Here is an 18,206-nt window from a genome sequence, read left to right as displayed (position 1 = left end):
CCTGCCCGGGGGCGCAGCAAGGGTCTCACGGGGATGCGTGCGCCGCTGTGCGGTCCCAGTCCTGTGGGAGTGACGGTACAGCCCAGGACGGATCCGGACGCCAGTTCTCCCAGCCGTCCGAGAACGGAGACCCCCAGGCGTCGATCACCGCGACCGCGGCGCGCCCGGCCTCGCGCACCCGCCGGGCCAGCGCGGGGTCCATCAGACCGTCCCGCTGGGCCTGCGCGAACTCGTCCTCGTCCCGCCAGTGCCAGCCGCCGTCCGGCTGCACGGAGATGTCGAGGAAGTGGTCCTCGGAGTCCACCCCGCCCGCCCAGCGGACGAGCGGCTCCTCCAGGTTCACGTACCAGTTCTTGAACCGCCAGCCCGGCTCCCAGAACAGCCACACCGACCAGGGCTCGCCGGGCCGGGCCAGCTTCAGCACGCCGGTGCCGAACCAGCGGTCCTTCTGCACCGTGCGCGGCTTGGTGTAGCGGGTGGCGAGGGGCTCCCGGTGGACGGGGGTGCCGTCGGCGAGGACGGGTCTCACGCACTGGGTGCCCGGCGCCATCCAGACGGCGAGCAGCTCCGAGTCGTCGCGCACGACCGTGACGGGGCGCGCGATGTGGATGCGCGCGCCGCCGTTCTCCCGGTACCGCCACAGGATGTGCGTCCCGGGCTCCCAGTGACGGGCCGCTCCGCCCGCGTGGCCGCGCGTCGTGGTTCCACCCTCTGTCATGCGCAGATATTAGGTGGCCGGACCACACAGCGCTGCGGCCCCCGTCACGGTTCACCCCCGGTGCGCCGGCCTTTACGGCCGTGTCATCCGCAGGACATCCAGCGCCTCGTCCAGTTGTTCCACGGTCAGGTCGCCGCGCTCGACATAGCCGCCCTCGAGCACGACCTGACGGATCGTCTTGCGGTCCGCGAGCGACTTCTTGGCGACCTTGGCGGCCTCCTCGTAGCCGATGTACTTGTTCAGCGGGGTGACCACGGACGGTGAGGACTCGGCGTACTCGCGGGCCCGCTCCCGGTCGGCGGTGATCCCGTCGACCGTGCGGTCCGCGAGGAGGCGGGAGACGTTGGCGAGCAGCCGCACCGACTCCAGCACGTTCTTGGCGATCACCGGCAGCATCACGTTCAGCTCGAAGTTGCCGGACGCGCCGGCCGCGGCGACGGTCGCGTCGTTGCCCGTGACCTGCGCGCACACCATCAGCACGGCCTCCGGGATCACCGGGTTGACCTTGCCGGGCATGATCGAGGAGCCGGGCTGGAGGTCGGGCAGGGCGATCTCGGCGAGGCCGGTGCGCGGACCGGACGCCATCCACCGCAGATCGTTCGCGATCTTCGTCAGGCCGACGGCGATCGTGCGGAGCTGGCCGCTGGTCTCCACCACGCCGTCCCGGGCGCCCTGCGCCTCGAAGTGGTTCCGTGCCTCGGTCAGCGGCAGCCCGGTCGCCCGCGCCACCTCCTCGATGACGGCGGCGGAGAACCCGGGCGGGGTGTTGATGCCGGTGCCGACGGCGGTGCCGCCCAGCGGCAGCTCGGCCAGCCGGGGCAGCGAGGCGCGCAGCCGCTCCACGCCGTACCGCACCTGGGCGGCGTACCCGCCGAACTCCTGGCCCAGGGTGACGGGTGTGGCGTCCATCAGATGGGTGCGCCCGGACTTCACCACGTCCGCGAACTCCTCCGCCTTGCGCTCCAGGGCGGCGGCGAGGTGCTCCAGGGCCGGGACCAGGTCCCGGGTGACCGCGGCGGTGGCGGCGATGTGCAGCGACGAGGGGAAGACGTCGTTGGACGACTGCGAGGCGTTGACGTGGTCGTTGGGGTGGACGTCCCGGCCCAGCCGCTCGGTGGCGAGGGTGGCGATCACCTCGTTGGTGTTCATGTTGGACGAGGTGCCGGACCCGGTCTGGAACACGTCCACCGGGAAATGGTCGTCCCACCGGCCCTCGGCGACCTCCGCGGCCGCCTCCTGGATCGCCTCGGCGATGTCCTTGTCCAGCACCCCGAGCCGGGCGTTCACCTTGGCCGCGGCGCCCTTGATACGGGCCAGCGCCTCGATGTGGGCGCGCTCCAGGCGCTGCCCGGAGACGGGGAAGTTCTCCACCGCGCGCTGGGTCTGCGCCCGCCACTTGGCGTCGGCCGGGACCCGCACCTCTCCCATGGAGTCGTGCTCGATGCGGTAGTTCCGGTCGTCGTCCGTCGTCGTCATCGTGTACCTCCCGTGGAGCACAGCAGCGGTGTCGGACGAGCGTATTCCCCGGAAAGGCCGTCCGCCCCGCCGCGTGTCGCGCGGCGGGGCGGGGACCCGTGGGGGGTGTCAGGCGCTCTGCAGGCCGACGTCGTCCAGCAGGAAGCCGGTCTGCAGGCTGTAGTCCTCGGTGGCGGTGAAGGCCACGGTGACCGTCTGCCCGGCGTACGCGGACAGGTCGGCCGACCGCTGAATCCAGCCGCCGCCCGCGTGCACGTTGGACCAGGTCGCCAGCGTGGACCCGTTCGCCCGGACGGTGAACGTGTCGTACGCCCGGCTGCCGGACTCGGCGGTCTCGATCTGCAGCCAGAAGACCAGCGACGCGCGCGTGCAGTCCGCCGGCACGGTCACCGTCTGGCTCACCGACTCGGTGCTCGTGGAGCCGTTGCCGCCGAGCCAGGCGAAGCGTGTGCCGCCGTGCGCGGTCCGGCCGGAGTGGGCGGCGATGACCGCGGTGGTCCCGGTCCAGGGCGTGGTTCCGCTCTCGAACCCGCCGTTGCCGACGACGCCGGCCGGGTCGCAGGTGCCCCCTCCGCCGCCGGTGCCGACGGCCTGCTGCCACAGGGTGTACGCGATGCCGTCGGCCGCGCGGTCGAGACCGGTGGTGTTGACGTTGGTCAGCGTGTCGCACGCCCGGTGGTAGCACGGGTCGTACGCCGAGCCGGACGTGCCGCCCCACTTGGCGGCCTGCGCGGAGGTCTTGCGGGCGCTCGCGCCCATCGCGTAGCCGGACGTGGGGATGCCGTACCGCTCGAAGGAGTAGTCGTCGCTGCGGCCGGCGCCCTCGGTGTTCTCCTCGGGCTGAAGGCCGAGCGAGTCCCAGTACGCCTTCATCGGCGCGGCGGCCGCGGAGGTGATGTGGTTGATGAAGTAGCCGCCGTTGAGTGAGGCGACCATGTCGAAGTTGTAGTACGCCTTGATCCTGGCGCGTTCCGCGGAGGACAGCGTACGGACGTAGAAGTAGCTGCCGTTGAGGCCCTGCTCCTCGTCGGTCCACCAGGCGAAGCGGACGCGGTTGCGCATGTCCGGGTTCTCCCGGGCGAGCGTCAGGGCGTTCTCCAGCAGGGCGGCGGATCCGGAGCCGTTGTCGTTCATGCCGGGACCGGCGGAGACGCCGTCGAGGTGGGCGCCGAACATGTAGACGCTGTTGGCGTCGCCCCGGGGCCATTCGGCGATCAGGTTGGGCCCGGCGCCGCTGGTGCAGCCGGAGGTGCAGGGCTGCTCGGTGACGGTGTAGCCGGCGGCCTGCAGCTTGCCTTTCACATAGGCGACGGAGTCGCGGTAACCCTGGGTCGTGGAACGGCGGTTGCCGCCGTTGCGGGCGGCTGCGGCGCTGAGCTCGTCGAGGTGGGCCCGGACCGCGGTGACGCTGATGTCGGGGGCGGCTTGGGCGGTCGTGGAGGCGGGGGACGTGCCGGACGGGGTGGCCGCGGCGGGGAGTGTGCCGAAGCCGAGCACGAGGGCGAGCAGGGTGCCCGCCAGGGCGAATCTTCGTTTCACCTGGACTCCTCCGGACGGTGGCTGTGGGGTCGCCACACGGTGGCCCGGTCATGGCATGTGCATGCCGGGCTGTCAGGAAGGGTCACAGTGGTTGTTGATCGAATCAACGGTACGGGGTGGGCGGGGCGAGGTTTGTCCGAAAGCGGTACAGGGATTCCGGTATGCGGACGCGGGTGGGGGCGGGCCCGGGGAGTTCGCCCCTCCGCCCCTTCCCGTCCCGTCCCGTCCCCGGGGGGCTCCCCCGGACCCCGCTCCTCAAGCGCCGGAGGGGCTGAATGTCAGCCCGTCCGGCGTTTGAGGACGAGGCCCGTCAGGGCCGATACAGGCTCAGGCGAGTCCGGGCCCCCGCACCGGGATCGACGTGAACGTCGGCTGGGGCGCCGGATCCTGGAAGAAGTCGTTCCCCTTGTCGTCGACGACGATGAACGCGGGGAAGTCCTCGACCTCGATCTTCCAGACCGCCTCCATCCCCAGCTCCTCGTACTCGACGACCTCCACCTTCTTGATGCAGTCCTGCGCGAGCCGCGCCGCCGGACCGCCGATGGAGCCCAGGTAGAAGCCGCCGTGCTCGGCGCACGCGTCGGTGACCTGCTTGCTGCGGTTGCCCTTCGCCAGCATCACCAGCGAGCCGCCGGCCGCCTGGAACTGCTCCACGTAGGAGTCCATCCGCCCGGCCGTGGTGGGTCCGAACGAGCCGGACGCGTAGCCCTCGGGCGTCTTCGCGGGGCCGGCGTAGTACACCGGGTGGTCCTTGAGGTACTGCGGCATCTCCTCGCCCGCGTCCAGCCGCTCCTTGATCTTGGCGTGCGCGATGTCGCGCGCCACGACCAGCGGGCCGGACAGCGAGAGCCGGGTCTTCACCGGGTACTTGGACAGCTCGGCGAGGATCGCCTTCATCGGCTGGTTGAGGTCGATCCTCACGACGTCGCCGGACTCGTCGAGCTGCTCGTCCGTCGTCTCCGGCAGGAAGCGCGCCGGGTCCGTCTCCAGCTGCTCCAGGAAGACGCCCTCGGCGGTGATCTTCGCGACGGCCTGGCGGTCGGCGGAGCAGGACACGGCGATGGCGACGGGGCACGAGGCGCCGTGCCGCGGCAGCCGCACCACGCGCACGTCGTGGCAGAAGTACTTGCCGCCGAACTGCGCGCCGATGCCGATCTTCTGGGTCAGCTCGAAGACCTTCTCCTCGAGCTCCTTGTCGCGGAAGCCGTGTCCGAGCGGGGAGCCCTCGGCGGGGATCTCGTCCAGGTAGTGCGCGGAGGCGTACTTCGCGGTCTTCAGCGCGTACTCGGCGGAGGTGCCGCCGACGACGATCGCCAGGTGGTACGGCGGGCAGGCGGCCGTACCGAGCGAACGGATCTTCTCCTCCAGGAACTTCATCATGGAGGCCTCGTTCAGGACGGCCTTCGTCTCCTGGTACAGGAACGACTTGTTGGCGGAGCCGCCGCCCTTGGCCATGAAGAGGAACTTGTAGGCGTCGCCGTCCGTCGCGTACAGCTCGATCTGCGCGGGGAGGTTGGAGCCGGTGTTCTTCTCCTCCCACATGGTGAGCGGTGCCATCTGCGAGTAGCGCAGGTTGAGTTTCTGGTACGCGTCGTAGATGCCCCGGGACAGGGCCTCCTCGTCGCGGCCCGCGGTCAGCACGTTCTGCCCGCGCTTGCCCATGACGATCGCCGTGCCCGTGTCCTGGCACATGGGCAGCACGCCCGCCGCCGCGATGTTCGCGTTCTTCAGCAGGTCCAGCGCGACGAACTTGTCGTTGCTCGACGCCTCGGGGTCGTCGATGATGCGGCGCAGCTGGGCGAGGTGCGCGGGACGCAGGTAGTGCTGGATGTCTCGGATGGCCTCCTCGGCGAGCTTGCGCAGCGCCTCCGGCTCGACCTTGAGGAACGTCCGGCCGTCGGCCTCGAAGGTGGACACACCTTCGGAGGTCACCAGCCGGTAGGGGGTGGTGTCCTCTCCCATGGGGAGCAGATCGGCGTACTCGAACTCAGGCATCTCGCCCATTCCTCACTCGACGGAAGACCGCCCGCCTCCGTCGGCGGGCCTTCCCAGCCTAGGACCTGCCTTCGGCGCCGATCCTGTGAGGTTGTCCTCAGTTGTCCGCGCCGCGGGGTAGTCGCGATCTATCGCGTTTGGGTACGCTGCTGCCGTGGACCTTCAGAAGCACGCCCAGCAGCCGGACACGCCGCCGCGGAGCACCGAGCTGCGCGCCTCCGACGCCGACCGGGACCGCATCGTCGAGCTGTTGCACGACGCGCACGCCGAGGGCCGGCTGACCGCCGACGAGCACGCCGAGCGCGTCGAGGGCGTGCTGACCGCCAAGACGCTGGGCGAGCTGGAAGGGTTCATCCAGGACCTTCCCGCCGCCCACGAGCGGCGCGCGGCCCCCTTCTCCGCGCCAGGGCGCCCCGCCGCCGGCGTCTTCCCGGTCGACCCCGACGACAACGTGGTCGCGGTGTTCAGCGCCGCCGCCCGCAAGGGCCGCTGGCGCACCGGCCGCCGCATCCACGCGTACGCGGTCTTCGGCAGCGTGGAGATAGACCTCAGTGAGGCGCTCTTCGACCACCAGCAGGTGATGATCAAGGCGTTCTCCGTCTTCGGCAGCGTCGAGATCCGCGTCCCGGAGAACGTGTCGCTGCGCGGCACCGGCGGCGGCGTGCTCGGTGCCTTCGAGGTGGATCCGCAGGACTCCGACGACGACAACGCCCCCGTCATCTACGTCGACGGCTGGGCGATCCTGGGCAGCGTCGAGGCCCGCCCCAAGCGCGGCAAGCTGGTGAAGGACATCCTCGACCGTGTGCAGCGCACGGTCGACCGCAGCATGCGCAAGCATCTGGGGCACTGAACGCGCGGCAGGCCGAGGCCTGTTGGGGACTCTGTGCATAGGCGCGCGCACATCGGGTAAGCCTTGACGCATCGTCTCCTTGGAGGGCGCCAGGGATTCACGCCGGGCCGACCCACGTGCATCCACGGCACTCGCCAGCTCGCGAAGCCGTCGTCAGGAGTAGACCGTGCTGCAACCGCCGCATTCGTCCCTGCAGGTAGCCGCCGTTCCGGCCCAGCGAGTGGCAGCGCGGGACAGGGACCAGGACGCCCCCTGGCACACCGAGGCGGTGTGCCGGCGCGACGAGGCGGGCCTGTTCTTCGCGCCGTCGAAGGAACCGACCGCCGCGCGGCTGTCCCGCGAGGAGGCGGCCAAGCGGGTCTGCGCCCGCTGTCCGGTCATGGTGGAGTGCCGCGAGCACGCCCTGCTCCAGCCCGAGCCCTACGGCGTCTGGGGCGGCCTGACCGCGGCGGAGCGCCGTGTCGTCCTGGCCCGCCGCAGGCGCCGCGAGATGGAGCTGAAGAAGGCCGCCCGGCAGAACCGCATAGCCGCGGCGGGCTGACCGCCACGCAGAGAAGGGGCGCCCCCTCCGCACAGGGGACGCCCCAACAGCGGTCCGTTCCGGCACGGGCCGGACCGCCTCCCCAGGGCCGCGGGGAACTGCGCGCTCGGCCCCCACGCACGCACCCGGCTGTGAGCCGCAGCCACCTGCTCCCGGCGCGGGTACGTCACGACGCCCCAGGGGCGCGGGGAACTGCGCGCTCGGCCCCCACGCACCCGCACCCGCCCGTGAGCCGCAGCCGCGGGGTACGTCACGGCGCCTCAGGGGCGCGGGGAACTGCGCGCTCAGCCCCCACCCACCCGCACCCGCACGGCGCACCCGCACCCGCCCCGACCGCGACAGGCCCCCGCCGCTACTTGGCGCGGTCGAAGTCGATCGCGCTGTACGCCCGCAGCTTGCTGAGCCGGTGCTCGGAGTCGATCCGCCGCACCGTCCCCGACTTGGACCGCATCACGATCGAGTCGGTCGTCGCCGTCTCCGAGCGGTAGCGCACACCCCGCAGCAGCTCGCCGTCGGTGATGCCGGTCGCCACGAAGAACACGTTGTCGCCGGTGACCAGGTCCTCGGTGGTCAGCACCCGGTCCAGGTCGTGCCCGGCGTCCATGGCGCGCTGCCGCTCCTCGTCGTCCTTCGGCCACAGCTTGCCCTGGATCGTGCCGCCCAGGCACTTCACCGCGCAGGCCGAGATGATGCCCTCGGGGGTGCCGCCGACGCCCAGCAGCAGGTCGATGCCGGTGCCCTCGCGCAGCGCCAGGATCGAGCCGGCCACGTCGCCGTCGGAGATCAGCTTGATGCGCGCCCCGGTCTCCCGGATCTCCTTGATGATGCCCTCGTGCCGCGGCCGGTCCAGGATCACCACGGTGACGTCCTCGGGGGTGACCCGCTTCGCCTTGGCGACCCGGCGGATGTTCACGCTCACCGGGGCGTTGATGTCGACGAAGTCCGCCGCCTCCGGGCCGGTGACCAGCTTGTCCATGTAGAACACGGCCGACGGGTCGAACATCGAGCCGCGCTCGGCCGCCGCCAGCACCGCGATGGCGTTGGTCATGCCCTTGGCGGTGAGCGTGGTGCCGTCGATCGGGTCGACCGCGATGTCGCACTCGGGGCCCGTGCCGTCGCCGACGCGCTCCCCGTTGAAGAGCATCGGGGCCTCGTCCTTCTCGCCCTCGCCGATGACGACGACGCCGTTCATGGAGACGGTGGAGACCAGGGTGCGCATGGCGCGCACCGCGGCACCGTCGGCGCCGTTCTTGTCGCCGCGCCCTACCCAGCGGCCCGCGGCCATCGCGGCCGCCTCGGTGACCCGTACGAGCTCCAGGGCGAGGTTGCGGTCGGGGGCCTCGGAGGGGACATCGAGCTCGGACGGCAGGTGGTGGTGTTCGGTCATCGGAGCGCACCTTTCTGTACGACGACGGCCGGATGAGGGTATGGCCACGACTCTATCGCCAGGCAGACAAAATGAGCAGGGGACCCCACGGATGAGCGCTCCGGGCACCTGCGACGATAGGAGGCGTGGCAGGAACGAACAGCATGCAGAAGTCCGCCAGGGACATGGTTCTCTCCCTGGCCCTCATCGTGCTCGCGGCGGGAGTGGTGTGGCTGTTCATCCCGCACACGGACGGTGAGCCCGAGGTCAAGCGCGTCGACTACCGGGTCGACCTGCTCACCGCCCGTCGCGCCGCCTCCTACCCCGTGGCCGCGCCCGAGGGGCTGGCCGAGACCTGGAAGCCCACTTCCGTGCGTTACCGCGGCACCGAGGACGAGGCCTGGCACCTGGGCTTCCGCACCCCCGAGGGGGAGTACGCGGCGGTCGAGCAGTCCGCGGGCAAGCGCAAGGCGTTCATCGAGGACAAGACCCAGCGCGCCGAGGAGACCGGGGCCACGCAGCGGATCGACGGCAGGACGTGGACGCGCTACGAGGGCGACCAGTACGACGCCCTGGTGCTGGAGGGCACCCCGGGCTCGACGACCGTGGTGACCGGCACGGCGTCCTTCGCGGAGATGACGAAGCTGGCGGAGGCGCTGCGCACGGAGTGACCGGCGCGCACACGAATCAGGGGCGGGGCCCCGGACCGTCCGGTCCGGGGCCCCGCCCCTTTCGGTGTCCCGTCCGGGCTCAGACGGTGGTGACGACCTGCTCGTAGTCAAGGCGCGGGCTGCGCGGGAACCAGGCGTCGGGGCCGGGGCGGCCGATGTTCACGACCATCAGCGGGGTATGGTCGTCGTCCAGGAACTCCTTGCGCAGGCCCTCCATGTCGCAGCCGGTCATCGGGCCGGCGGCCAGTCCGGCGGCGCGCACGCCGATGATGAAGTACGCGGCCTGGAGGGCGGCGTTCAGCGCGGCGGAGGACTCACGGACCGGACGCTCGCCGAAGACGGCGTCCTTGGCCTGCGGGAAGTGCGGGAAGAGCTGCGGCAGCTCCTCGTGGAACTCGTTGTCCGCGGACAGGATCGCGACGAGCGGCGCCGCGGCCGTCTTGGACCGGTTGCCCTCGGCCATGTGCCGCACCAGGCGCTCCCGCGCCTCGGGGGAGCGGACCAGCGTGACGCGCAGCGGCGACTGGTTCATGGACGTGGGGCCGTACTTGACCAGGTCGTAGATCGCCCGCACCTGCTCGTCGGTGACCGGCTCGTCGGTGAAGGCGTTGGCGGTGCGCGCCTCGCGGAACAGCAGGTCCTGAGCGGCGGAGTCGAGAACGAGAGACATGCGTGAACCTCATCGGGGGATTACGGCGGCCCGTAGGGGCATTAGCGGACCGCGGTCCGGTTTACCGCACCGAGAGTACCTCTATGAAGTTCAACGTTCAACTGCCTACTTCTCGCCGTCGTCCGCCTCCCCCTGCTCCTCCTCCGCGAGCGCCGCGTCCAGCCGGGCCCGCGCGCCGTCGAGCCAGCGCCGGCACACCTTCGCCAGCTCCTCGCCCCGCTCCCAGAGCGCGAGCGACTCCTCCAGCGACGTACCGCCCGCCTCCAGGCGGCGCACGACCTCGATCAGCTCGTCCCGCGCCTGCTCGTAGCCGAGCGCCTCGGCCACCGCCGTCTGCTCCGTCTTCCCGGTCATTCCGCCCACCCTATGCATCGACACGTACCGTGAACTCGCCCGCGGACACCCGCGCCCGGAGCACCTCGCCCGCCTCCACCTCACCGGGCGCGCGCACCGCGTGCCCGTCCTCCCGCTGCAGCACCGCGTACCCCCGCTTCAGCGTGGCGGCGGGGGAGAGGGCCACCACGCGCGCGTGGGTGTGCGTCAGCTCGGAGTCGGCCCGGTCCAGCTGGTGGCGCAGCGCCCGCCGCCCCCGGTCCAGCAGCATCGAGACCTCCTCGGCGCGCGCGTCGATCATCCGGTGGGGGTCCTGTATCGACGGCCGGGCCAGCGCGTGGGCCAGCCCCCGCTCCTCCCGCTCCAGCAGGGCGCCCACACAGCGGCGCGCGCGGTCCCGCAGCATCCGCACCCGCTCGTACTCCTCGCCCACGTCCGGCACCACCTTCTTGGCGGCGTCGGTCGGCGTGGAGGCGCGCAGATCCGCGACCAGGTCGAGCAGCGGGCTGTCCGGCTCGTGCCCGATCGCCGACACGACCGGCGTGCGGCAGGCCGCCACCGCCCGCACCAGCTGCTCGTCGGAGAACGGCAGCAGATCCTCCACGCTGCCCCCGCCCCGCGCCACGACGATCACGTCCACGTCCTCGATCGCGTCCAGTTCCTTCACGGCCTGGACCACCTGCGGCACCGCGTGCACGCCCTGCACCGCCACGTTCCGCACCTCGAAGCGGACCGCCGGCCAGCGGTGCCGCGCGTTCTCCAGCACGTCCCGCTCGGCCGCCGACGCGCGCCCGCACACCAGCCCGATCAGCTGCGGCAGGAACGGCAGCGGCTTCTTCCGCTCCGGCGCGAACAGACCCTCCCGCGCCAGCGACTTCTTCAGCTGCTCCAGCCGCGCCAGCAGCTCCCCGACCCCCACCGGGCGGATCTCCGCTGCCCTCAGCGACAGCTGCCCCCGGGGCGCGTACCACTCCGGCTTGCAGTGCACGACCACCCGCGCGCCCTCGCTCACGACGTCCGCGACGGCGTCGAACACCTGCCGGTAGCAGGTCACCCCCACCGAGATGTCGTACGACGGGTCGCGCAGCGTCAGGAACACCACACCCGCGCCCGGCCGCCGCGACAGCTGGGTGATCTGCCCCTCCACCCACACGGCGCCGAGCCGGTCGATCCACCCGCCGATGAGCCGCGACACCTCTCCCACCGGCAGGGGGGCTTCCGCGGACGTGTTCACAGCCATGCCCGCGAGCGTAGTGCGCCCCGCCGACACCGGTGCGCCGCCACCGACGGCGCACCGTGCCCGGACCCCGCCGACACGGCCCGTACGATGGGACGCATGACCGCTTCGACTGGCCGCCGTGTCCTGCTCGCCGCCCCCCGGGGCTACTGCGCGGGGGTGGACCGCGCCGTGATCGCCGTCGAGAAGGCCCTCGAGCAGTACGGGGCTCCCGTCTACGTGCGGCACGAGATCGTGCACAACAAGTACGTCGTGCAGACCCTGGAGAAGAAGGGCGCGATCTTCGTCGAGCGGACGGAGGAGGTGCCCCCGGGCAACATCGTGATGTTCTCCGCGCACGGCGTCGCCCCCGTCGTCCACGAGGAGGCCGAGCGCGGCCGCCTCGCCACCATCGACGCCACCTGCCCGCTGGTCACCAAGGTCCACAAGGAGGCGGTCCGGTTCGCCAAGGAGGACTACGACATCCTCCTGATCGGGCACGAGGGCCACGAGGAGGTCATCGGCACCTCCGGCGAGGCCCCCGACCACATCCAGCTGGTCGACGGCCCCGGCGACGTGGAGAAGGTCGAGGTCCGCGACCCGTCCAAGGTCGTCTGGCTCTCCCAGACCACGCTGAGCGTCGACGAGACCATGGAGACCGTCAACGCCCTCAAGGAGAAGTTCCCCCAGCTGATCTCGCCGCCCAGCGACGACATCTGCTACGCCACGCAGAACCGCCAGCTCGCGGTGAAGCAGATGGGCGCCGAGGCCGACCTGGTGATCGTCGTCGGCTCCCGCAACTCCTCCAACTCCAAGCGGCTCGTCGAGGTCGCCAAGCTGGCCGGCGCCCGCGAGGCGTACCTGGTGGACTTCGCCGACGAGATCGACGAGGCCTGGCTGGAAGGTGTCACCACGGTCGGCGTGACCTCGGGCGCCTCGGTGCCGGAGGTGCTGGTCGAGCAGGTCCTGGAGTGGCTGTCGCAGCGCGGCTTCGAGGACGTGGAGATCGTCAAGGCCGCGGAGGAGTCCATCACCTTCTCCCTGCCGAAGGAGCTCCGCCGCGACCTGCGCGAGGAGGCCGCCGCGCTGGCGGCCGAGCGGGGCGGCGCGGGCAGCGGGGCCTAGCACACCGCCCGTCCCGGCGGGCGGTTGCTCCCACGACGGCCGGTGGGCTTCCCCCGGTCGTCGTAACGTGGTGCCATGGAGATCTTCGGTGTGGACATCGGCGGATCCGGGATCAAGGGCGCCCCGGTCGACCTGGACAAGGGGGACCTGGCGCAGGAGCGCTGCAAGGTCCTCACCCCGCACCCGGCCACGCCCGACGCGGTGGCCGACGGGGTGAAGCAGGTCGTCGACCACTTCGGCTGGACCGGCCCGGTCGGCGTCACCTTCCCCGGAGTCGTCACCGACGGCGCCACGATCCGCACGGCGGCCAACGTCGACAAGGGCTGGATCGGCACCGACGCGCGGGTGCTGCTCGGCGACCGCCTGGGCGGCCTGCCGGTGACGGTCGTCAACGACGCGGACGCGGCCGGCGTCGCCGAGATGCACTTCGGCGCCGGACGCCACCGCAAGGGCACGGTGATCGTGCTGACCTTCGGCACCGGCATCGGCAGCGCCCTCTTCGTGGACGGCGTCCTCGTGCCCAACACCGAGCTGGGCCACCTGGAGCTGAAGGGCCACGACGCGGAGAAGCGGGCGTCCAGCAAGGCCAAGGAGGACCACGACCTGTCGTGGGACGAGTGGGCGCGGCGGGTGCAGAAGTACCTCGCCCACGTCGAGATGCTGTTCTCGCCCGAGCTGTTCGTGATCGGCGGCGGCGTCAGCCGCAAGGCGCACAAGTTCCTGCCGAAGATCGAGGGCATCAGGGCGGAGATCGTCCCGGCCCACCTGCAGAACAACGCGGGCATCGTGGGGGCGGCGATGCGGGCCGCCACGGGGGTGTAGCGGACCTCGGGCGGGTGCCTGCCCGCACCTCAGGCCGGCGCCTTGCCCGTCCGGTTGCGGGCGGGGCGGCGGCCGGCGGTCCTGGACCGCCGCACCCGCCGCACCCGGCGGACGAGCACCAGCGCACCCGCGAGCAGCGTCCCGCCGTAGAGCCAGCCCGCCTGGGTGGCGAGGCCGGTCACCATGCCCATCAGGCGGTCCAGGGCGCTTCCGCCGCCCTCGTCGGCGACCGGCACCAGCCCCACGGCGAAGGCGATCGGCACCACGACGGGCGCGATGAGCAGGTCCCCCTCGCGCACCCACAGCGCGGTCAGCACGCACACCGGCAGGAACAGCACGCCGTAGACGGTCAGGGAGGCGCCGAACAGCGTCTCGACGAGCAGCCCGAGCACCAGCATCACGGCCCCGCAGAACAGCCCGCCGCCCAGCCCGGTGAGCCGGGGCCCCGGCACGCGGCGCGCGGGGGGCGGGGGAGCGGGCCGACGTCCGGACGGCCGTGGGGACCGCTGGGGGCGCGGGGACCGGGCGACCCCGCCGCCCGTCGACCGTCCCGCCTGCGGGGGCAGCGGAGGACCGTGCGGCCGTGACGTACGGGGGGCCGCCGACGAGCCAGGCGTCGTCTCGCGTCGCGGTCCGTGCTGGGCGGGTCGCGTCCTGTGTTGCTCCACTGGACCAACTTAGGTCGTTTTATGTGTCCGGCAGCCCGTCAGACACGCCGGGATCCGGTCGTCGGCCGGGCGTTCGACACAGCGGACGGCCTGCCGCGGGCACGCCGTAGACTGGTGGATCGGTCCACGCCGGCCGCTCCGCCGGCCCTCGCCCCCCTCCTCACGTACGGGAAGTCGCAACGTGTCGCTCACGATCGGAATCGTCGGTCTGCCGAATGTCGGCAAGTCGACCCTGTTCAACGCCCTGACCAAGAACGACGTGCTGGCGGCCAACTACCCGTTCGCCACGATCGAGCCGAACGTGGGCGTCGTCGGCGTCCCCGACCCCCGGCTGACCAAGCTGGCGGAGATCTTCGGCTCGCAGCGGATCCTCCCGGCCACGGTCGACTTCGTCGACATCGCCGGCATCGTGCGCGGCGCGTCCGAGGGCGAGGGCCTGGGCAACAAGTTCCTCGCGAACATCCGCGAGTCCGACGCGATCTGCCAGGTCATCCGCGCCTTCAAGGACGAGAACGTCGTGCACGTCGACGGCAAGGTCTCGCCGAAGGACGACATCGAGACGATCAACACCGAGCTGATCCTCGCCGACCTCCAGACCATCGAGAAGGTCCTCCCGCGCCTCCAGAAGGAGTCGCGGATCAAGAAGGACGTCGCGCCCAAGGTCAAGGCGGTCGAGGAGGCCAAGAAGATCCTGGAGAAGGGCGACACGCTGTTCTCGCAGGGCATCGTCCAGGGCACCGAGCGCGCGGAGCTCCTCCACGACCTGCACCTGCTCACCACCAAGCCGTTCCTCTACGTCTTCAACGTCGACGAGGACGAGCTGACCGACGAGGACTTCAAGAACGAGCAGCGCGAGCTGGTCGCCCCCGCCGAGGCGATCTTCCTCAACGCCAAGCTGGAGGCGGACCTCGCCGAGCTGGACGAGGACGAGGCCCTGGAGCTCCTCCAGTCCGTCGGCCAGGAGGAGCCCGGCCTCGCCACCCTCGCGCACGTCGGCTTCCGCACGCTCGGCCTGCAGACCTACCTCACGGCCGGCCCCAAGGAGTCCCGCGCCTGGACCATCAAGAAGGGCGCCACCGCCCCCGAGGCCGCCGGTGTCATCCACACCGACTTCCAGAAGGGCTTCATCAAGGCGGAGGTCATCTCCTTCGAGGACCTGGTCGAGTCCGGCTCGGTCGCCGAGGCCCGCGCGAAGGGCAAGGCCCGCATGGAGGGCAAGGACTACGTCATGCAGGACGGGGACGTGGTGGAGTTCCGGTTCAACGTGTGACCGGTTCGCCACTATCCGCCAGGGGCTTCGTCAATCGCTCAGGCAGCAAGGGCCGGCTCGTTCGAGCTGGCCCTTGCTGTTTCCCATGCCTGAGATCTGCCCTTCGTCCGCATCTGCTCTGCCTATGAGTGAGGGAAGTGGTACTCCTCGTGCAGCGACACGGACACGCCTCGGACAGGGCCTTCCCCAGGGACGGGCACAGTGTCTGCCATGGCCACCAGTTCAACACGGACATTGTTGTACGGCGCGGAGATGTGGCCGGTTTCCGCAGGTCATACTCGGTCCGTGAATCGGGCGGCGATGTACGACTGTCTCGGGGATGTCGATCGTGTTCCCGAGCTGCTGGGGCGGGTCGAGCGGGGGGACGACGCCGAGGCGTGGGAGGAGCTGGGGCACCGGCTGCTGCTCGAGTGCGAGACGGTGTTCCCCGCCAGTTTCGCCGCGCTGCCGCGGTTGGTGCGTCTCGCGTCACACAGTGCGCGGGCGCGCGAGCTCGCCGGGCTGATCGTGATGTGCGTCCCGTCCCCTCACGGCTGTGACGACCTGCTGCCGGGCTGCGCCGACGCGATCAGGACGTTCCGCGAGGTCCTCGACCGGCACCTGCGGTCGCGGCCGGACGACTACCTGGCGAGCTTCCGCTTTCTGCTGGCGACCGAGCAGCAGTACCACTGGAGCGCGGTCCTGGGGGACTTCTCGGACGACTTCTACGAGGTCGCCTGCCCGCACTGCGCCGTCGACGTGACGATCGCCATCGGCGCGTACGGGCGCTATTCGGCGCTTCGGGACTGGCACCTCGGGGACGTGGACCGGCGCGACCTGAGGCCTGCGGATCCCGCGGCCCTCTCCGGCGTGGGGCGACGGATGCACGCGACGGCCGTCCGCGACGGCCAGGGTCCCCTCGCCGACGGCATCGCCCACCTCTTCGGTCACGCGGAATGCCCCTGCTGCGCCAGCGTCTTCAACGTCGCCGAGGAGTACACGTCCGCCAACCGCCCGGTCATATGAGGGATGCACCGACGCGCATGTTGCTAACCTCAATGTTACTAACCTGAATGTTAGTAACACCAATGGTTTCGTCGGCTCCATCAAGTGGCTCGAGCAGGCCCCCTTCGACCGGCACGACCTCGCCGCGCTCCACCGTCACCGCGCCGCCCTCACCGACCAGCCACTCCCCGTCGTGGCGGTCTCCCGGAGCGGCGTGGACTGTCAGGGGTTCGACGCCATCTACGGCCCCGATGATCTGCTGGCCGCCTGGCCTCTGTGAGAGGCGTGCGACTCCGTGCCTCACAACCGCCGGTCCGCAGCAACATCACACGCACGCTCGTCCCGTCGTCCGCCGCCGCCCCGCCGAGGACGGCCAACTGGCCGTAGGGGCGCAGCTCACAGGCCTGGTGGGTGAGGTGCGCCTCCCGGTCGGACCGGGACTGCTCCCGCTGGACCTCACGGACCTCACCCGCGGCGCGCGCGTCGAGAAGACGTGGTCCGGGACGGGCGCGGCACCTGGAACGGGGCCCGGTCGGGCCGTAGAGGACCCCCGTCGACCACGACGATCACGGCCCTGCGGGGGCGCCGCCCGTGCGCCGGTCCCGCTCAGCGCGCGGAGCGCACCGCGCACTCCGCCGCCGCCAGAACCGTGCGTGCCTGGAGGTCCGCCTGGGCGCGCACCGGGACCCAGCGCAGGCCCAGGGCGTGGGTGAAGTCCTCGCACCAGGCCATGAACAGGGCGTGCAGTTCGTCGTGGAGCGCCGGTGCGGCGGGGTCGGCGGACGCCGACAGCAGGCGCATCAGCAGCCCGGCCGCGCGCAGCGGCTGGCGGCGGGCCACCACGTCCAGGGCGCAGACCTGGGCCGTGGTGAGGCGCTCCCCTCCCTCGGCCGCCTGCCGGGCCAACGGCTGCCAGGAGTCGGCGACCAGGTCGTACAGGCCGTCCGCCATCCACTCCAGCACACGCCGGGGTGCGCTCTCCTCGGGCGGCGGCAGGAATCCGCGCGCCTTGTCGAGGACCGCGGTCACCTGCTCGCCCCCGTCCCGCACCAGCCGGGACAGCCCGCGCAGGGCGCGTACGGCGTCGGGGTGCGGGGCGGGATCGTCGGCCAGGGCGCTCGCCCACATCGGGACCTCGGCGATCGCGGTGACACCGCCGTACCGCTGGGGCGCGCACCATGTGGACCGGCCGATGTTCTCGGAACCGGCCGCGAGCCGTCCCGTGCTCTCCGGCGGGGGCAGGACATGGACGCCGGGGGCGGGGTTCTCCCAGTACAGGGCGTCGAAGGTGCCGTGCTGGACCGGGACGGACAGGTCGGCGGCCGCCGTGTGGAAGCCCTCGGCGAAACCCGGCAGGTTCTCGGTCAGCTGGGTGAACGTGCCGCCGGCCTCGATGCCGTGCAGGGAGCACTGGAGGAGCGGCCGCCGTTCGTCGATCAGGTCGAACAGGGCCCGGCTCTCCGGGAGGCGGGACGACTCGATCGGCGCCCACTCGGGCTGCTCCGCCGCGACCGGGCGGAACGCGGTCCGGAAGTAGCGCTCCAGGGCGGGCGCGGGACCGGCCGTCGCCTCCTCGATGCCCTCGCTCAGCGCCGCCCCGTCCGGGTCGAGGCACAGGACGACGTCCCAGGTGACGCGCGCCGGGTCGGTCGCCGGGGTGCGCCCGTCGCCGCGTGCCACGCGCTCGGCCAGGGTGAGCGCGGTGACGGCGCCGACCGGTTCGTCGGGGTGGGGACGGGCGACCACCAGGACGTGCGCGGGGCCGTGCCCGACGGACAGCATCTCCAGCGGACGCCCCGCGCGGGACGTGCCGACACGGCGCAGACGGCCGGCCCCCGGATACCGGGAGACCAGCCGCCGCGCCGCTGCCGAGACCTCCGCGACCGTGAGGTAGCGGTCCATCCTGGCCGTCCGTCAGCTGCCGCCGTTGCCACCGCTGTCGCCGGTGGTCTCCTTCTTGTC

Annotated in this window: 17 protein-coding genes and 1 pseudogene; 8 read left to right on the top strand and 10 right to left on the bottom strand. The window is 71.7% G+C overall.

Annotation, left to right across the window (positions count from 1 at the left end):
- Nucleotides 1-25: 25 nt before the first annotated feature.
- From fomD to ELQ39_RS10725, 4 genes are all read right to left on the bottom strand, one after another.
- Nucleotides 26-718, bottom strand: coding sequence for a cytidylyl-2-hydroxypropylphosphonate hydrolase (fomD, locus tag ELQ39_RS10740; RefSeq protein WP_242591744.1), 693 nt, complete (start codon nt 716-718; stop codon nt 26-28).
- Nucleotides 719-790: 72 nt separating this feature from the next.
- Nucleotides 791-2,194 (bottom strand): class II fumarate hydratase, encoded by a 1,404-nt coding sequence (locus tag ELQ39_RS10735; RefSeq protein ID WP_242591743.1) that lies wholly within the window; start codon nt 2,192-2,194, stop codon nt 791-793.
- A 108-nt stretch (nt 2,195-2,302) separates the two neighbouring features.
- Nucleotides 2,303-3,733 (bottom strand): M28 family peptidase, encoded by a 1,431-nt coding sequence (locus ELQ39_RS10730; RefSeq protein ID WP_242591742.1) that lies wholly within the window; start codon nt 3,731-3,733, stop codon nt 2,303-2,305.
- Between the two features lie 327 nt (nt 3,734-4,060).
- A complete protein-coding gene (locus ELQ39_RS10725; protein ID WP_277994666.1) occupies nt 4,061-5,737 on the bottom strand; it encodes a fumarate hydratase in 1,677 nt (558 codons plus the stop codon).
- Between the two features lie 145 nt (nt 5,738-5,882).
- On the opposite strand from ELQ39_RS10725, the gene ELQ39_RS10720 reads away from it, so the two are divergent.
- Both ELQ39_RS10720 and ELQ39_RS10715 read left to right on the top strand, forming a co-directional pair.
- Entirely contained in the window at nt 5,883-6,578 is a 696-nt protein-coding gene (locus ELQ39_RS10720) for a DUF1707 SHOCT-like domain-containing protein (protein ID WP_242591740.1), read from the top strand.
- Between the two features lie 166 nt (nt 6,579-6,744).
- Nucleotides 6,745-7,119 carry a WhiB family transcriptional regulator gene (locus ELQ39_RS10715; protein WP_048455846.1) on the top strand — a complete coding sequence of 125 codons (375 nt, stop codon included), beginning with the start codon at nt 6,745-6,747 and terminating at the stop codon, nt 7,117-7,119.
- A 352-nt stretch (nt 7,120-7,471) separates the two neighbouring features.
- Here ELQ39_RS10715 and glpX read toward each other — a convergent pair whose 3' ends face one another.
- Nucleotides 7,472-8,506 (bottom strand): class II fructose-bisphosphatase, encoded by a 1,035-nt coding sequence (gene glpX, locus ELQ39_RS10710; protein WP_242591739.1) that lies wholly within the window; start codon nt 8,504-8,506, stop codon nt 7,472-7,474.
- Between the two features lie 143 nt (nt 8,507-8,649).
- On the opposite strand from glpX, the gene ELQ39_RS10705 reads away from it, so the two are divergent.
- The gene (locus tag ELQ39_RS10705; RefSeq protein WP_190002683.1) at nt 8,650-9,156 is read left to right on the top strand and encodes a DUF4245 domain-containing protein; all 507 of its coding nucleotides are present in this window, start codon (nt 8,650-8,652) and stop codon (nt 9,154-9,156) included.
- A gap of 79 nt (nt 9,157-9,235) precedes the next feature.
- Here the strand turns inward: ELQ39_RS10705 and ELQ39_RS10700 are convergent, their stop codons facing one another.
- The 3 genes from ELQ39_RS10700 to xseA all read right to left on the bottom strand — a co-directional run bounded on the left by ELQ39_RS10700 (nt 9,236) and on the right by xseA (nt 11,399).
- Nucleotides 9,236-9,826 (bottom strand): malonic semialdehyde reductase, encoded by a 591-nt coding sequence (locus ELQ39_RS10700; RefSeq protein WP_190002419.1) that lies wholly within the window; start codon nt 9,824-9,826, stop codon nt 9,236-9,238.
- Nucleotides 9,827-9,931: 105 nt separating this feature from the next.
- On the bottom strand, nt 9,932-10,180 hold the full coding sequence (locus ELQ39_RS10695) for an exodeoxyribonuclease VII small subunit (protein ID WP_033272190.1): 249 nt from the start codon (nt 10,178-10,180) through the stop codon (nt 9,932-9,934).
- Nucleotides 10,181-10,190: 10 nt separating this feature from the next.
- Nucleotides 10,191-11,399 carry an exodeoxyribonuclease VII large subunit gene (xseA, locus tag ELQ39_RS10690; protein WP_225643353.1) on the bottom strand — a complete coding sequence of 403 codons (1,209 nt, stop codon included), beginning with the start codon at nt 11,397-11,399 and terminating at the stop codon, nt 10,191-10,193.
- Nucleotides 11,400-11,486: 87 nt separating this feature from the next.
- Here xseA and ELQ39_RS10685 point away from each other — a divergent pair, with 87 nt between their 5' ends.
- Nucleotides 11,487-12,500 (top strand): 4-hydroxy-3-methylbut-2-enyl diphosphate reductase, encoded by a 1,014-nt coding sequence (locus ELQ39_RS10685; protein ID WP_242591738.1) that lies wholly within the window; start codon nt 11,487-11,489, stop codon nt 12,498-12,500.
- Between the two features lie 75 nt (nt 12,501-12,575).
- On the top strand, nt 12,576-13,322 hold the full coding sequence (ppgK, locus tag ELQ39_RS10680; RefSeq protein WP_225628600.1) for a polyphosphate--glucose phosphotransferase: 747 nt from the start codon (nt 12,576-12,578) through the stop codon (nt 13,320-13,322).
- 29 nt (nt 13,323-13,351) lie between these two features.
- Here ppgK and ELQ39_RS10675 read toward each other — a convergent pair whose 3' ends face one another.
- Nucleotides 13,352-13,990: a DUF6542 domain-containing protein gene (locus tag ELQ39_RS10675; protein ID WP_190002424.1), complete on the bottom strand. Its 639-nt coding sequence runs from the start codon at nt 13,988-13,990 to the stop codon at nt 13,352-13,354.
- A gap of 181 nt (nt 13,991-14,171) precedes the next feature.
- Here ELQ39_RS10675 and ychF point away from each other — a divergent pair, with 181 nt between their 5' ends.
- The 3 genes and pseudogenes from ychF to ELQ39_RS10660 all read left to right on the top strand — a co-directional run.
- A complete protein-coding gene (ychF, locus tag ELQ39_RS10670) occupies nt 14,172-15,260 on the top strand; it encodes a redox-regulated ATPase YchF (RefSeq protein ID WP_242591737.1) in 1,089 nt (362 codons plus the stop codon).
- A 285-nt stretch (nt 15,261-15,545) separates the two neighbouring features.
- Nucleotides 15,546-16,265, top strand: coding sequence for a hypothetical protein (locus tag ELQ39_RS10665; RefSeq protein WP_242591736.1), 720 nt, complete (start codon nt 15,546-15,548; stop codon nt 16,263-16,265).
- 67 nt (nt 16,266-16,332) lie between these two features.
- Nucleotides 16,333-16,524, top strand: a pseudogene (locus ELQ39_RS10660) (hypothetical protein); the annotation flags it as partial.
- A 326-nt stretch (nt 16,525-16,850) separates the two neighbouring features.
- On the opposite strand, the gene ELQ39_RS10655 reads toward ELQ39_RS10660, so the two are convergent.
- Complete coding sequence (locus ELQ39_RS10655; RefSeq protein ID WP_242591735.1) at nt 16,851-18,146, bottom strand: M14 family zinc carboxypeptidase; 1,296 nt, start codon at nt 18,144-18,146, stop codon at nt 16,851-16,853.
- Nucleotides 18,147-18,206: the final 60 nt, after the last annotated feature.

This window comes from Streptomyces sp. GB4-14 (genome assembly GCF_022696125.1).
GTDB classification, from domain to species: Bacteria; Actinomycetota; Actinomycetes; order Streptomycetales; family Streptomycetaceae; genus Streptomyces; species Streptomyces werraensis.
The sequence above is the reverse complement of the archived record's forward strand: the minus strand, read 5'-3'. Positions and strand labels throughout refer to the sequence as shown.

Excerpts from the sequence above, each read along its gene's own strand:
- fomD (WP_242591744.1), bottom strand. The coding sequence starts at position 718 with ATGACAGAGGGTGGAACCACGACGCGCGGCCACGCGGGCGGAGCGGCC.
- ELQ39_RS10735 (WP_242591743.1), bottom strand. The coding sequence starts at position 2,194 with ATGACGACGACGGACGACGACCGGAACTACCGCATCGAGCACGACTCC.
- ELQ39_RS10725 (WP_277994666.1), bottom strand. The coding sequence starts at position 5,737 with ATGGGCGAGATGCCTGAGTTCGAGTACGCCGATCTGCTCCCCATGGGA.
- glpX (WP_242591739.1), bottom strand. The coding sequence starts at position 8,506 with ATGACCGAACACCACCACCTGCCGTCCGAGCTCGATGTCCCCTCCGAG.
- ELQ39_RS10705 (WP_190002683.1), top strand. The coding sequence starts at position 8,650 with ATGCAGAAGTCCGCCAGGGACATGGTTCTCTCCCTGGCCCTCATCGTG.
- ELQ39_RS10700 (WP_190002419.1), bottom strand. The coding sequence starts at position 9,826 with ATGTCTCTCGTTCTCGACTCCGCCGCTCAGGACCTGCTGTTCCGCGAG.
- ELQ39_RS10695 (WP_033272190.1), bottom strand. The coding sequence starts at position 10,180 with ATGACCGGGAAGACGGAGCAGACGGCGGTGGCCGAGGCGCTCGGCTAC.
- xseA (WP_225643353.1), bottom strand. The coding sequence starts at position 11,399 with ATGGCTGTGAACACGTCCGCGGAAGCCCCCCTGCCGGTGGGAGAGGTG.
- ELQ39_RS10685 (WP_242591738.1), top strand. The coding sequence starts at position 11,487 with ATGGGACGCATGACCGCTTCGACTGGCCGCCGTGTCCTGCTCGCCGCC.
- ppgK (WP_225628600.1), top strand. The coding sequence starts at position 12,576 with ATGGAGATCTTCGGTGTGGACATCGGCGGATCCGGGATCAAGGGCGCC.
- ELQ39_RS10655 (WP_242591735.1), bottom strand. The coding sequence starts at position 18,146 with ATGGACCGCTACCTCACGGTCGCGGAGGTCTCGGCAGCGGCGCGGCGG.